We start from the raw sequence: 12,526 nt of genomic DNA, 5'->3' as shown, positions 1-12,526 counted from the left end.
TGCAACGTCTACTTCTCTATCCTATTGTACCTTCTGTCCGCATAAATTGGAAATAGAGAGGTGAAAAAAACGTAGTGGGCAACTGCGGGAACGTTTGATATCATAGACAGTAATTCCATTTCTAAAAGGAGGACGTTGCCATGTCTGCCCATTCCGATTGCATCTTTTGTAAAATTGTCTCAGGGGAAATCCCGTCGCACAAAATTTATGAAGACGATGACGCCGTCGCGTTTTTGGATCTAAGTCAAGTGACGGAAGGCCACACGTTGTTGATCCCAAAAGACCATCAGGCTACTATTTTCGAGTTACAGGAAGAAACGGCCGCGAAGTTGTTCACAAAAGCACCGAAAATTGCCCGCGCGTTAAAGGAAACGTTCAATTTTGAAGGCATAAATATTGCGAATAACAACGGTCAAAAAGCGGATCAAACCATCTTTCACTATCATTTGCATTTCATCCCCCGGTACGGCCAAGAAGTGCTTTACAATTGGGCGGATAACAGTGACAAATACTCTAATGAAGATTTAAAGTCCTACGCACAAGCCGTTCAATCAAACATGGCGTAAGCATTGCAGGAGGTTCTGGAAATGACAAAGGAAAACATTCATAACTTTAACGCCGGCCCTGCCGCTCTTCCGGCGGAGGTTCTCCGGCAAGCGGCTTCCGAACTTGAAAATTATAACGGAACCGGCATGTCCATTATGGAACACAGTCATCGCGGCGAAAGCTACGAACACGTCCATCACGAAGCCATCGCAACGGTCAAACGCCTACTCGGAATCAGTGATGCCTATGAGGTTTTACTATTGCAGGGGGGCGCGAGCCTCCAGTTTGCCATGGTTCCCTATAATCTGTTATCGCCGGACCAAAAGGCCAATTACATATTGACGGGATCTTGGTCGGAAAAGGCAAAAAAAGAAGCCGATCACTTAGGGAAAACGTATAGCGGCGCGAGTGGAGAAGATAACAATTATAAACGCGTACCCGATTTCGAAACCATCGAAACCGCTGCTGATGATGCCTACATTCACGTGACATCCAACAATACGATCTACGGAACAGCTTGGCAAGATTTCACAAGAATGTCCGAATGGGAAGCGCCTGTCATTGCTGACATGTCCAGCGACATATTCAGCCGCTCTTTTCCCGTTGAGAATTTTGACCTCATTTACGCTGGAGCCCAAAAAAATATCGGCCCTTCCGGGGTCACGCTCGTGATCATTTCGAAACCATTGCTCGAAAAGACGAAAACAATCGCCCGTAATGTCCCGGCAATCTTGCGCTATAGCACCCATGCAGAAAAAGCCTCTCTGTATAATACACCGCCGACTTTTGCGGTATACATGTTGAAAAACACGTTACAGTGGATTGAAGCAAACGGGGGGCTCCAAGCGTTGGAAACCCGCAACCGGAACAAAGCCACCCTCTTGTATGACGCCATTGATGAAAGCGACGGGTTTTATCGCGGGCATGCGCATCCGTCCAGCCGTTCAAACATGAATGTCACTTTTACGCTGCCAACGGAGGAGTTGACAAAGCGCTTCCTTGAAGAGGCAAAAGATAGGAAATTCAGCGGTTTAAACGGACACCGGTCCGTAGGAGGATGCCGCGCTTCGATCTATAACGCCGTATCTCTTGAATCATGCGAAGCCCTTCGTGATTTCATGGTTTCTTTTCAACAAAAGCACCGATAAAAAGCATAAAAGATCTCAGCACACTACACGCCCCAAAAGCGTGTAGTGATTTTTTCACTGGTCATCACCGTACACGCCTTCCAGGGGGATCAAGCCATTTTCCAGTTCGGAAGTGCCGATGCGCAAGAAAAGATCGTCCCCAATATCAATGTCGTTTACATGCACATCGATCATCCCTTCTTGAGGATAAACGTGAACAAATTCAGGGAGATCAGCTTGTTCTCCGACGACCCTCAGCACGGCCGAAGACGGCAAATTGAGAGATCCGATGGACATTCCGTTTTCTTCGAGACGCAAATTTCCGCTATCCGATACGGTTGGAATCAAATAGAGATTAAGATCAACGTCCATCCCAAAAAACGTATACCTGCCCGTAAAAACGATTTCGCCTTCTTCCATATGGATATCAACGGCATCATCCGTTTCCGAACGCATATAGGCACTAATTTGATCTAACGACGTCTCAGCCGTAAAAAGCGCTTCTTCCTCTGGGGGAGGGGTCTCTCCTTCCGATATTTCCTCCGGTGCTAAATCAGAACCGATCGGGGAAAGAAGAAACCAGAAGCTTGCGATAACGACGATGTTGACACCTATGAGAATAAAAAAAGCCCACTTCCAGTTCATCCCATTCACCCTTTGCAAATCAAGATGCCCTCATCATATCACACGATGAATGCGGCTTTCATGAACGGTCTCATCAAAGTCCACATAAGCACTGTGTCGGAGACCTGAAAGTATCTATTCCCTCCGCTTGTGATCACCTCCCGTTTCTAAACCTTTTCGAAGTAGCGCTCCTTCCGTTTGGAAGAAACGAACCTTATTTCGATTAATAAATTGTTGTACGTTCACTTTACCCTGAGCTTTCATGAGCTTCGGCTATCATTTTTCCCCAATGTTTGTTAAAGTAAAGCCAAGTGATGTATCTTGGAGGTAATTGGAGGTTCCGGCATGTCTATTCTTATATTTATATTCTGCGCTGCTGTTTACTTAGTTATCATTAATACCATGACTAATTCCCTTGTCGAACAAAAAGAAATGACAGAAGAGAAGATCCCCAACGTGTTCACAACCATAAATGTGCTCATTATGATTCTTCTCGTTTCTACATATGTGAGACTTTTAGTCATTTAAATTAGAAAGGGTTGGCGCTCACGGCACCAACCCATAAAACTGCGGAACTATTCAATGTGTGTGCTTACCAACCACCGTAACCTCCCCAGGAAGCTCCAATGATAATAAGCAGGATGAATAATACGACGAGAAGTGCGAAACCTCCGCCATAACCAGCACCGTAACCCATGGTTATTTCCTCCTTCTTTAAAATTTAGAACCAAGAGGCACCTACGATAATAAGCAGAATGAACAGGACAACGATGAGCGCAAAGCCACCGCCATATCCATAACCAGCTGACATGATGCCACCTCCTCCCATTCCTGAGTTATCTTATGTAGGGATAGGTCAAGTCGATTGGGCGTTCTACCTACATATTTGTTTTTTCTCACGATCTTTTTATGGTATGGTAAACTTGTTTCTAATCCATGAAGTTTTTAAATCGTACGTTTCAGACGAATAGGGAGTGTACAAAAATTGAAAAAAACAAAAATTGCCCTGGCGGCATGCATAACAGGAACTATTGCGCTATCCGCATGCAATGATGACGGAGATGCAGATAACGACTCCGGCGAGGAAATTGCCAACATCGATGGAACTTCATTGACGGAAGAAGCATTTACGGATGAACTAAAAAATGAATTTGGCCCTGAGCTATTCAACCAGATGGTCCAAGACACTATCCTAAGGGAGCAGGCAGAAGAACTGGATATCGGAGATGAAGAAGTTGACGCGGAACTTGAGGACATGCGTGAACAGATGGGCGTCGAAGATGACGAGCAATTGCTGGAGATGTTGCAAATGCAATTGCAGATCCCTGTAGATTCCGTCGATGAACTGAAAGAAGATTTCTTGCTCCCCCAAGTCGTAATTGAGGAGCTGTCCACCGCGGAAGTGGACATTACGGAAGAAGATAAAGAAGATTATTATGAAGAAAATGAAGAAGAACTGACCGAAGTGGAAGTCAGGCATATTCTCGTCGAGGATGTGGAAACAGCCGAAGAAGTTTTAAACGAACTTGAAGGCGAGATGAGTTTCGAGGATGCTGTTGAGGAGTATTCCGAGGATACGGCAAGTGTTCCGGAAGGCGGAAATGTGGGAGCGTTCCCTCAAGAAGGACACCAAATGGATGAAAATTTCGCTGAGGCTGCATTTGAGCTGGATATAGAAGAGATTAGCGATCCCGTGGAATCACAGATGGGTTATCATATCATCGAAGTCCTGGACCGAAATGAAACGTATGAAGAGCTTGAAGAAGAAATCGAATCAAGACTGACACAAGAACAGTCTAAAATGCCAGAAGAGGTCATCCAGGAACTCATGGAAGAGTCCGATATTGAAATCATGGACAGCGAATATGAAGGTTGGCTGCAAGAATCCGAGGCAGAACCCATGCAATAAGGAAAGCACCTCCCAAATGGTTGGAGGTGCTTCTTATTGTTCTTGCCGTTGCTGGCGTTCATGCTCCATTCTGCGAATGTAGACACGCCCTTCTTGTTCAATCCATTCCGCTTCTGCCTTTTTGTCTTCAAGACTTGTCCGAATCCACATATATCCGGAAACGATTGCAGCCAAAATTAACACCGTTACCCACCACGGAATCGTCGTTATCGCTACATCCGATGTAAACCTTTGCAGCACTGCGAGTCCTAGGAATATAATCACAAGCGTTAACAGCATACGTTTGGACCGTTCTTGCAAATCGACCACCCCTTCTGCGAATCCTCTTCTTTTACTTTATGAGGGCGGAAGGGCTTGTATGCTCTTTTAAATATTTTTCGGCTTGTAAAATGTCCGATTTTCCAAAGCGGGGATACGTTCTGTGAAATGGCCCTCTTCGGTTTTTCCCAACGCCCGATCCATCATATTCATTTTTGCATCAAGATTATCGATATAGTGCAGAATTTCCGCTTCTCGTAAAAGCGGAGGTTTCGGGCTTCCCCATTCTCCTTTTCCGTGGTGGCTTAGAATAAGGTGTTCCAGCAACATCGGTTCTTCCCCTTCAATTTTCAATTCAGAGGCTGTTTGCCGGATTTCTGCAGCCATAAGAGAGATATGCCCGATCAGGTTTCCCTCAATCGTATATTCCGTGTCAATCGGTCCCGACAATTCTCGCACTTTGCCAAGATCGTGTAAGATGATCCCGGCATAAAGCAAATCTTTGTTCAAACTGGGATACAATTGCACAACCGATTGGGCGAGCTGAAGCATACATACGACGTGATAAGCAAGTCCGGACATAAACTCATGGTGATTTCTCGTTGCTGCCGGAGCGTCCAAAAATGCATGTTGGTGCTTTTTAAGCAAAAAACGTGTCATTCGTTGGATTTTAGCGTTTTCGATATCAAAAACAAACTGATTGATGTGTTCAAACATATCCGTTTTTTTCATAGGGGCCGTCGGTACGAGATCCTCTATTTTCACTTGATCTTGATCGCTTACCGGTCGTATCCGGGCAATTTTTAACTGCAAACGCCCGCGATAATCGAAAACTTCTCCCTGTATAGAAACAATCGTTTTTCCGGTATACGTACGTTCGTCTTCCGGTTTGACTCCCCATAATTTCGCCTCAATATCGCCGCTATTATCCGATAATCGCAACGTTAAAAACGGCTTTCCGTTGCTGGCTATCCCTCGTGTCGCTTGACGAATGAGCAAGTGGCGATCAATTTTATCGCCGGCTTTCCCGTAATAAATTCCTTTTTCCATCATTGTGGCAGGCAAACAATTCACGATTTATGCTCGCCCTTCTCTCCCTCCCTGTTTATGGTTGACGCGGCAAGGTCATTTGAAAAGACACCCTGCCATTCGCGTTAAAGACGCCGTGACGCCCGCGATGTAGCTCCGTAATTTGCCGAACAATGGCAAGCCCGAGTCCAAATTGACCTTTATTGCCTTTCCGAAAAGGTTCAAACATCGTTTCCATATCTTCTTCGCTAATGGTTTTCCCGTCATTTTCAACAATCAACGTCACGTAATGATCCGTTTGTTCAGCACGAATCCAAATGGCACTTTTTGCATAGCGCAATGCATTTTCAATGAGGTTTTCCAGTAATATTTGTATGTGTTCAGGGTCTCCTTGAAAGCGAATGGCCGCACCTTCTACGATGAAATCAAGATCATCCCTTTGCAGTCGGTAACGTTCCTCTAATTCATAGGCCAATGCCCCAAACGATATTTCTTCAAGGTTAATGGTTTCTTCTTTTAAGTTCCCCAATTTTGTAAAATAGAGCATGTCTTTGACCCGTTTATCCATGCGATCCGATTCCTGAAGAATGACATCCATCGATTCTTCCACCGTGTTTTTCGGGAGCACGCCGTCTTTCACGGATTGCGCATACGTCTTCACAACCGTGATCGGTGTCTTCAGTTCATGGGATGCATGTTGCATAAACGTTTTTTGGGCGTCGTCGTATCGGATCAAGTTCTGGCGCATGAGCTCAAATTGATCCGATAGTTTTTGGAAATCATCATCGCCTTCCCAATGAAAAGGCTCCTTCCAGTTTCGTTTTGCAATTTGCTCAAAATGATTCCCAAGCAAGCGCAAAGGCTTCCGCAGATAACGGGTGAGCCAAAGGACCGGAAGCAAACTTAACGCTGAAGTGATCAGCATTAAATAAACAAGGTTCTCCCAAAGCTGATTAACCATTGAATCACGATAGGCATCCCACATAAAGGAAATATAATAAGCCTCGTCTATCTCATCATCTTCACTTGCATCAATACGCGTCACAACGTAAAACACCGTGGAATCTTGATATGTGAATTCATAGCGACCGGTTTCCGACTCTTGTGCAAAAGCTTGCGCAAACATATCTTGATAGGCTTCTTCCAATTCTGTCGGTATTTCTTCCTCGACTCTGGTACCGGCCACTTGATCGGCAACAAAGATGTGGCCCACCGCCCGTGAAGAAGGGTCAATAAGCGCATCATCCGGATCCGGCGGTGAAAATTGCTCGCTGAATGGATTGACTAATTGCCTTTGTTGTTGTTCAATGATTCGATAGGTTTCTTCCGTGAGTGTCCCTTGAATCGATATCGGATAAATAATGATCATCGACAAGCCGACCAAAACGAGCAAAGAAAGAAAAGATAACCATATTCTCCGAGTAAGATTCATCCGCATCATGACGATAGAATCCTATACCCATACCCATACAATGTTTCAAGGTGGATGCGAGGCATCTTTTTGCGCACTCTCCGCACGACATCATCCACCGCTCGTTCAGAACCGTAATAGTTCTCTCCCCATACTTCCTCAATAATATCCTCGCGGGAAAGGGCTTTGCCTACTTGAACCGTCAGTAACAAAATCAGGTCCATTTCTTTTGTCGTCAAATCAACGACTTGTTTGTCATTTTGTTCATCTATGACCGTTCGAGCCTCCGGATCGATCGTATAATCATTTAAATCAACCGTTTTGTTTTCTTCGGATTCGGAACCATACACACGTGTCAACAATTTCTTGACACGAATAATCAGTTCTTGTGGCAAAAAGGGCTTGGATATGTAATCATCGCTCCCCATTTCCAATCCAAGCACCCGATCCAAATCTTGGTCTCTGGCAGAAATAAAAATAACCGGAATATCCCCCTGGATTTCGCGAATCGTTTTTAAAATTTGATAACCGTCTGTCCCCGGAAGCATAATGTCAAGCACCCATAAATGTGGCCTTTCTTCTACGGATTCTTGTGCTTTATCGCCATCTTGAAACAGTTTTACCGTCCATCCTTCTTTTTCCATATAAGCCCTTAGTGCCTCTGATAAGTTTTCTTCATCTTCAACAAGATAAATCGTATAACTCATCAATCATCACTCATTTCTTCTTATAGAGGTAGTTTCACTTTATAGTATCAATCATTTTCTTTCATGCCAACTGTTGGCTATTCTAAAAGCCGGAGAAATACCTCATAGGAAAGACCTCATCCTTACCATGGGAGACCGGAAGAAATATAAGTGATATTTGAGATTAAAACCGAGGGAAATCAACGCTTTTAGAAAAGGTATTGATCATACACAGCATATAAAGTGATGAAGTCGTCATTGTTTCGTCACTGCAAATGGAGAACAGCTACATACAATAAAAATAATTAGCTGTGTAAAGGCTTTGATGTTAACATGGAAATGTAAGAATTACTATTCAACAATCGGGCCATTTTGTTGAAGAAAAGAGAGTAGTTTAAACTACTCCCTTTTTTTTTTTATTTTAAATTTGACATACGAATGAATGTAATGTAAACTTTACTTAAGTAATATATTTTTTACATTATTTTTTAGTGTGGTGAGTTAATGAAAGAAGAGAATGATTTATTCAATAATATATATATCCTCAGAGCAGAAAAACGTTGGACCCAAAAATACGTTGCGGATCAACTTAATGTAACTAGACAGACGATTTATTCTTTAGAATCCAACAAATATAATCCATCTTTAAAATTAGCTTTTGAAATTGCTTTATTATTTGATAAGCAGATTGAAGATATTTTTACTTATAAGAGAAAGGGTGACAGTTAATGGTCAATGTACTTATTGTTATATCGGTGATTATAGCAGGTTTTGGTTTAGGCAAGTACATTAGCTTTTCAAAGGAGGAAGGGACAGATGAAAGAGGGAAGTTCATACTTGCTAAAGCTTCATATATTACTATGAGTTTTTTATTTCTTATTTTTGCAATTTTAGTTTTAGTAGTAGGATTTTTAAATATTTCTGCTGAAATACTAGGAGTCGTTATAGTTGCAGTATTATCCCTACTCATTCTCATTAATGCTATATCCATTATGTACTTCCGTAAAAATATGTAATACAAATTTATAAAAGGTTATTCCCCAATCGAGCGCTTTTGTGGAATAAAAGTTGTACCACAAAAAGGCCAGATTGTTGAATAAGGTTTTATGATAGAATAAAGCCATAATAAGGCGAATAATTAAGGAGGAGTCTTAAATGAAACACCGTGCCTTACAGTTGTATGACTATCATATCTGGGCAAATAACAGATTTTTCGAAAGGTTAAAAGAGCTGCCTCCTAGTGTTTACACCCAGGAAATTCAAAGTGTTTTTCCCTCAATTGCGGAGACGCTTGTTCATGTTTATATGACGGATACAATATACCTTGGTGTAATGCGGGAGAATAGCATGGATGAGGTTCAATCTTCCATTATACAGGCGCAAGAAAAGACAAAGGATAAGGGTATCGAAGAAATGGAAACCCTGTATGAAGAGTTAGCCAAAATGTATAGAGCCTTTTTCAATAGTGAAGAAGATATGGACAAGCCTATTATTGCAGAACATCCGACTTTCGGACGGCTGGAAACACATCTTTCAGAACTCGTACAGCATGTCGTCAATCATGGTACCTATCACCGTGGGAATCTTACCGCGATGATACGCCAACAAGGTTATCCTAGCGTACCGACGGATTATATTATGTATCTTTATGACAGACAAGCGACGAACTAATTTGTTACGTTAAAGGGCTCAAGGGGGATTGTTATGGTTTATATTGCTCTTCTTCGGGGGATTAATGTGGGCGGGAAAAATAAAGTTGACATGAAATTACTTAAACAAACGTTTGAAAAAGCCGAGATGAATGATGTGGTGACATATATCAATACAGGTAATATTATTTTTTCATGTAAAGGAATATCAAAAGCTGAGCTATCAAGTATATTGGAAGAAGCAATACATTATGATTTCGGGTTACAAATTAAAGTAGTAGTTCGTAGCGTTGATGATGTCAGACGAATCATTAATGCTATTCCTGACACGTGGAAAAATGACAAAGACAGCAAAAGTGACGTTATGTTTTTATGGGATGAAATTGATGATGAGTCCGTTCTTGAGAATGTGGTTATCAAACCAAATATTGACACGGTGAAATATGTTCCCGGAGCGATTCTATGGTCTGTTGAGAAGAAAAATGTAACCAAAAGCGGAATGTCAAAGATTGTTGGATCAAAATTATACAAACAAGTTACGGTAAGAAATGTTAATACTGCTCGTAAGATATACGAACTCATGCAAGCTAAAATCAGTTAGTTCGCTCGATAATCATTGTAAATTGATTTTTAAGCTATTGGCTCTACCTCTAATGATACCAGCTAATATAAGTTTGGACTGTTCTATAAACGTAGCGCTTTTGTGGAATAAAGGTTGTACCAGAAAAGAGCGATTATCTGGAATAAATGGCATCTTAAAAACCTTCTTAAATGTTGATTCATCGTTAACATAATAGTTCAGAACAGCCATTAGAAACTTTAATAAATTAGACCGCAAAAATCCGGAAGCGTACCTTAATCTTATATTGGTATATTGCATGTAGAAAAGAGGTGACTACATGACCAATACATCAATTGGATTATTTCAAGGGATTGCTTTATATATTGCAACGGTCTTAGGATCTGGTGTCCTTTTTTTATCCAGTGTTACAGCCTCAATAGCCGGGCCAGCGTCCATATTATCTTGGATGATCGTGATTATGATTAGTTTTCCCCTGGCTTATTCGTTTGCTTGTTTAGCGCGAGAATACCCAGACGCTGGAGGGGCTGCCACTTTTGTAAGGTATTCATTCGGGGAACATTTAGGAAATATTATTGGATGGTTCTATTTTGTTACAGCAGCAGTCGGACAAACCATTGTTGCTTTAACAGGCGCTTATTATTTAGGAAATGCCTTTGATTTTTCACAGATGGAGATAACGTTTGCTGCCATATTGATGTTGGTTATTGCCGGAATCACTAACTATTATGGCATTCGAGTAAGTGGCAAATTGGCATTACTGTTAAGTGGTTGTTTATTTCTTCTGTTAGTAGTAACGATTGTATTGGCTATTCCTAGTATAAGTTGGGATCAATTTAGCCCTTTTTTCCCTAGAGGAAGTGGTTCAATCGGATCTGCTATAACCGCCATTTTTTGGGCTTTTTTTGGTTGGGAGGCGATTTGTAACCTTGCAAACAATTTTAAGAATCCCAATCAAAACATCGTTAGAAGTACTATTATAAGTGCTATAATTATTGGTGTGCTTTTTCTTGCCCTTAGTTTTATAACCATTGGCACAGGCACGTACGGTGATATGGAGAGTGATTTATCGCCTATTGCCGTTATTATAAATGATACGTTTGGTTTACATGCTCAATTGCTGACCGGTATTCTCGCTTTCATCATTTGTACAGGAACAACAAACGCATTTGTCGCAAGTCTTACTCAGCTTGGTTATTCACTAAGTAGAGATGGGGCTTTTCCTTCTTATTTTTCGGTGTTACACTCAAAAATCCAAATATCAAGACGTATGGTTTTGTTTGTCGTTATGTTCGCAGGGGCGGGAGTGTTCATGACAAACGCTTTTTCTCTTACGTTTAATGATATTTTATTTATTCCAACGTCCTTGGGGATTCTTGTTTATATTCTTTCAATGGCCGCTGGTGTTAAGCTATTTAGAAAAGGAACATTGCCGTGGATTTGTTCATTGATCGCCATGATTTTATGTGCCCTCGTCCTCCCGTTTTTTCGGTCATACATCATTGTTCCATTGGTGGTCATTTCTATATATGTAGCTTACATGTTCTTTTTTAATAAAAGGCGTTAAAATAATGAAGAGACAGGAGCTGAGCGACATGGTTGTTCATGCAGAGTTTTCTTTCAATGACATGGTAAAAATCGCTAACAGCTGTGACCATTCATATGACGGCCAGTTTTTCTATGCGGTGAAAACAACAGGAATTTTTTGCCGCCCTTCTTGTAAGTCAAGATGCCCCAATAAAGAAAATATCACCTTTTTTCCAACAGCAGAAGAAGCAAAATGTGCAGGTTTTCGTCCCTGCAAAAGATGCCAACCGGATATGATAAACTTTGATCCCCAAATGGATCTCATTAATGATACGAAGGCATATATTCAAGCGAATTATATGGAAAACCTTACATTGACGCAAATAGCGCAACATATCGGTATAAGCCCCTATTATTTAGGGCGAGTTTTTAAAAAGCAAACGTCAAAAACGCCACGCTCCTTTTTAGAGCACATACGTGTACGTAAGGCCGTTGAGCTTTTAATAAACACTGACCGATCAATTATTGATATTTGTTATGAAGTAGGGTTTCAAAACGCCTCAAGTTTTTATCATGCTTTTCAAAAACAGACACAGTGTACACCCCAACAGTATAGAAAGGATTTCAGCTATGGTCTATGACGAATATCAAACAGATATAGGATGTTTAAGATTTGTTTTAAGGGAAAATGGAACGCTCGTGCGCATATTATTAACTGACCATCATTGGTTTACTTTTAAGGAAAATAATGCTGTTAAAAAAAGCTCTGAGCTAGGAAAACCGATTCGGCAACAGTTTCAAGAATATGTTGGCGGGGAACGCAAGGATTTTGAGCTACCATTTGAACTTGAAGGAACATTTTTTCAAAAACAGTCATGGAAAGCATTGCAAGCGATTCCTTATGGGGAAACAAAATCGTATTCTGAAATTGCTCGTTTGATTAATCGACCGCAAGCTATTCGTGCCGTAGGGCATGCAAACAGTATAAATCCGTTCCCGATTATATTTCCATGTCACCGGGTTATTGGCAAAAGTAAAAGTTTGACTGGATACGCTGGAGGCTTAGAAATGAAAAAGCAATTACTTCGTATTGAAGGTGTTTTCATTTAGTGCCTTACAGGACAGCAAGCAATTTTCTTTTGCGCAACAATCGAGGCACAATTCTGGAATAACAGGGATT

18 protein-coding genes are annotated in these 12,526 nt (G+C 41.4%); 11 read left to right on the top strand and 7 right to left on the bottom strand.

Going from position 1 to position 12,526, the window contains the following annotated elements:
• Nucleotides 1-140 precede the first annotated feature (140 nt).
• Nucleotides 141-566, top strand: coding sequence for an HIT family protein (locus tag HUG20_RS06355; protein WP_200089275.1), 426 nt, complete (start codon nucleotides 141-143; stop codon nucleotides 564-566).
• A gap of 21 nt (nucleotides 567-587) precedes the next feature.
• The gene (serC, locus tag HUG20_RS06350; protein WP_200089273.1) at nucleotides 588-1,694 is read left to right on the top strand and encodes a 3-phosphoserine/phosphohydroxythreonine transaminase; all 1,107 of its coding nucleotides are present in this window, start codon (nucleotides 588-590) and stop codon (nucleotides 1,692-1,694) included.
• A 54-nt stretch (nucleotides 1,695-1,748) separates the two neighbouring features.
• Here the strand turns inward: serC and HUG20_RS06345 are convergent, their stop codons facing one another.
• Nucleotides 1,749-2,318, bottom strand: coding sequence for a YpmS family protein (locus HUG20_RS06345; RefSeq protein ID WP_200089271.1), 570 nt, complete (start codon nucleotides 2,316-2,318; stop codon nucleotides 1,749-1,751).
• 324 nt (nucleotides 2,319-2,642) lie between these two features.
• Between HUG20_RS06345 and HUG20_RS06340 the strand changes: the two genes are divergently transcribed.
• The gene (locus tag HUG20_RS06340) at nucleotides 2,643-2,825 is read left to right on the top strand and encodes a hypothetical protein (protein ID WP_200089269.1); all 183 of its coding nucleotides are present in this window, start codon (nucleotides 2,643-2,645) and stop codon (nucleotides 2,823-2,825) included.
• Between the two features lie 64 nt (nucleotides 2,826-2,889).
• On the opposite strand, the gene HUG20_RS06335 is transcribed toward HUG20_RS06340, so the two are convergent.
• Nucleotides 2,890-2,994: a YjcZ family sporulation protein gene (locus HUG20_RS06335; protein ID WP_200089267.1), complete on the bottom strand. Its 105-nt coding sequence runs from the start codon at nucleotides 2,992-2,994 to the stop codon at nucleotides 2,890-2,892.
• 24 nt (nucleotides 2,995-3,018) lie between these two features.
• Nucleotides 3,019-3,108, bottom strand: coding sequence for a YjcZ family sporulation protein (locus tag HUG20_RS06330; protein WP_114375794.1), 90 nt, complete (start codon nucleotides 3,106-3,108; stop codon nucleotides 3,019-3,021).
• 174 nt (nucleotides 3,109-3,282) lie between these two features.
• Here HUG20_RS06330 and HUG20_RS06325 point away from each other — a divergent pair, with 174 nt between their 5' ends.
• On the top strand, nucleotides 3,283-4,206 hold the full coding sequence (locus HUG20_RS06325) for a peptidylprolyl isomerase (RefSeq protein ID WP_200089259.1): 924 nt from the start codon (nucleotides 3,283-3,285) through the stop codon (nucleotides 4,204-4,206).
• A gap of 33 nt (nucleotides 4,207-4,239) precedes the next feature.
• Here HUG20_RS06325 and HUG20_RS06320 read toward each other — a convergent pair whose 3' ends face one another.
• The 4 genes from HUG20_RS06320 to HUG20_RS06305 form a co-directional block, all read right to left on the bottom strand.
• Entirely contained in the window at nucleotides 4,240-4,506 is a 267-nt protein-coding gene (locus tag HUG20_RS06320) for a sporulation YhaL family protein (RefSeq protein WP_200089257.1), read from the bottom strand.
• Between the two features lie 66 nt (nucleotides 4,507-4,572).
• The gene (yhaM, locus tag HUG20_RS06315; RefSeq protein ID WP_200090417.1) at nucleotides 4,573-5,514 is read right to left on the bottom strand and encodes a 3'-5' exoribonuclease YhaM; all 942 of its coding nucleotides are present in this window, start codon (nucleotides 5,512-5,514) and stop codon (nucleotides 4,573-4,575) included.
• A 55-nt stretch (nucleotides 5,515-5,569) separates the two neighbouring features.
• A complete protein-coding gene (locus tag HUG20_RS06310) occupies nucleotides 5,570-6,934 on the bottom strand; it encodes a sensor histidine kinase (protein ID WP_200089255.1) in 1,365 nt (454 codons plus the stop codon).
• Complete coding sequence (locus tag HUG20_RS06305) at nucleotides 6,931-7,611, bottom strand: response regulator transcription factor (protein WP_200089253.1); 681 nt, start codon at nucleotides 7,609-7,611, stop codon at nucleotides 6,931-6,933. The genes HUG20_RS06310 and HUG20_RS06305 overlap by 4 nt, the downstream gene beginning before the upstream one ends.
• Before the next feature lie 483 nt (nucleotides 7,612-8,094).
• On the opposite strand from HUG20_RS06305, the gene HUG20_RS06300 reads away from it, so the two are divergent.
• The 7 genes from HUG20_RS06300 to HUG20_RS06270 all read left to right on the top strand — a co-directional run bounded on the left by HUG20_RS06300 (nucleotide 8,095) and on the right by HUG20_RS06270 (nucleotide 12,456).
• Nucleotides 8,095-8,319 (top strand): helix-turn-helix transcriptional regulator, encoded by a 225-nt coding sequence (locus HUG20_RS06300; protein WP_200089251.1) that lies wholly within the window; start codon nucleotides 8,095-8,097, stop codon nucleotides 8,317-8,319.
• A complete protein-coding gene (locus tag HUG20_RS06295; RefSeq protein WP_200089249.1) occupies nucleotides 8,319-8,606 on the top strand; it encodes a DUF2178 domain-containing protein in 288 nt (95 codons plus the stop codon). Before HUG20_RS06300 ends, HUG20_RS06295 begins: the two co-directional genes overlap by 1 nt.
• Nucleotides 8,607-8,745: 139 nt before the next feature.
• Nucleotides 8,746-9,261 (top strand): DinB family protein, encoded by a 516-nt coding sequence (locus tag HUG20_RS06290; RefSeq protein ID WP_200089247.1) that lies wholly within the window; start codon nucleotides 8,746-8,748, stop codon nucleotides 9,259-9,261.
• Between the two features lie 33 nt (nucleotides 9,262-9,294).
• Nucleotides 9,295-9,840: a DUF1697 domain-containing protein gene (locus HUG20_RS06285; RefSeq protein ID WP_200089245.1), complete on the top strand. Its 546-nt coding sequence runs from the start codon at nucleotides 9,295-9,297 to the stop codon at nucleotides 9,838-9,840.
• 298 nt (nucleotides 9,841-10,138) lie between these two features.
• On the top strand, nucleotides 10,139-11,386 hold the full coding sequence (locus HUG20_RS06280) for an APC family permease (RefSeq protein WP_200089243.1): 1,248 nt from the start codon (nucleotides 10,139-10,141) through the stop codon (nucleotides 11,384-11,386).
• A 28-nt stretch (nucleotides 11,387-11,414) separates the two neighbouring features.
• Complete coding sequence (locus HUG20_RS06275; RefSeq protein WP_246476563.1) at nucleotides 11,415-11,987, top strand: bifunctional transcriptional activator/DNA repair enzyme AdaA; 573 nt, start codon at nucleotides 11,415-11,417, stop codon at nucleotides 11,985-11,987.
• Nucleotides 11,977-12,456, top strand: coding sequence for a methylated-DNA--[protein]-cysteine S-methyltransferase (locus HUG20_RS06270; protein WP_200089241.1), 480 nt, complete (start codon nucleotides 11,977-11,979; stop codon nucleotides 12,454-12,456). The genes HUG20_RS06275 and HUG20_RS06270 overlap by 11 nt, the downstream gene beginning before the upstream one ends.
• The last annotated feature ends 70 nt before the right edge of the window (nucleotides 12,457-12,526 follow it).

This window comes from Salicibibacter cibi, assembly GCF_016495865.1.
GTDB classification, from domain to species: Bacteria; Bacillota; Bacilli; order Bacillales; family Marinococcaceae; genus Salicibibacter; species Salicibibacter cibi.
The sequence above is the reverse complement of the archived record's forward strand: the minus strand, read 5'-3'. Positions and strand labels throughout refer to the sequence as shown.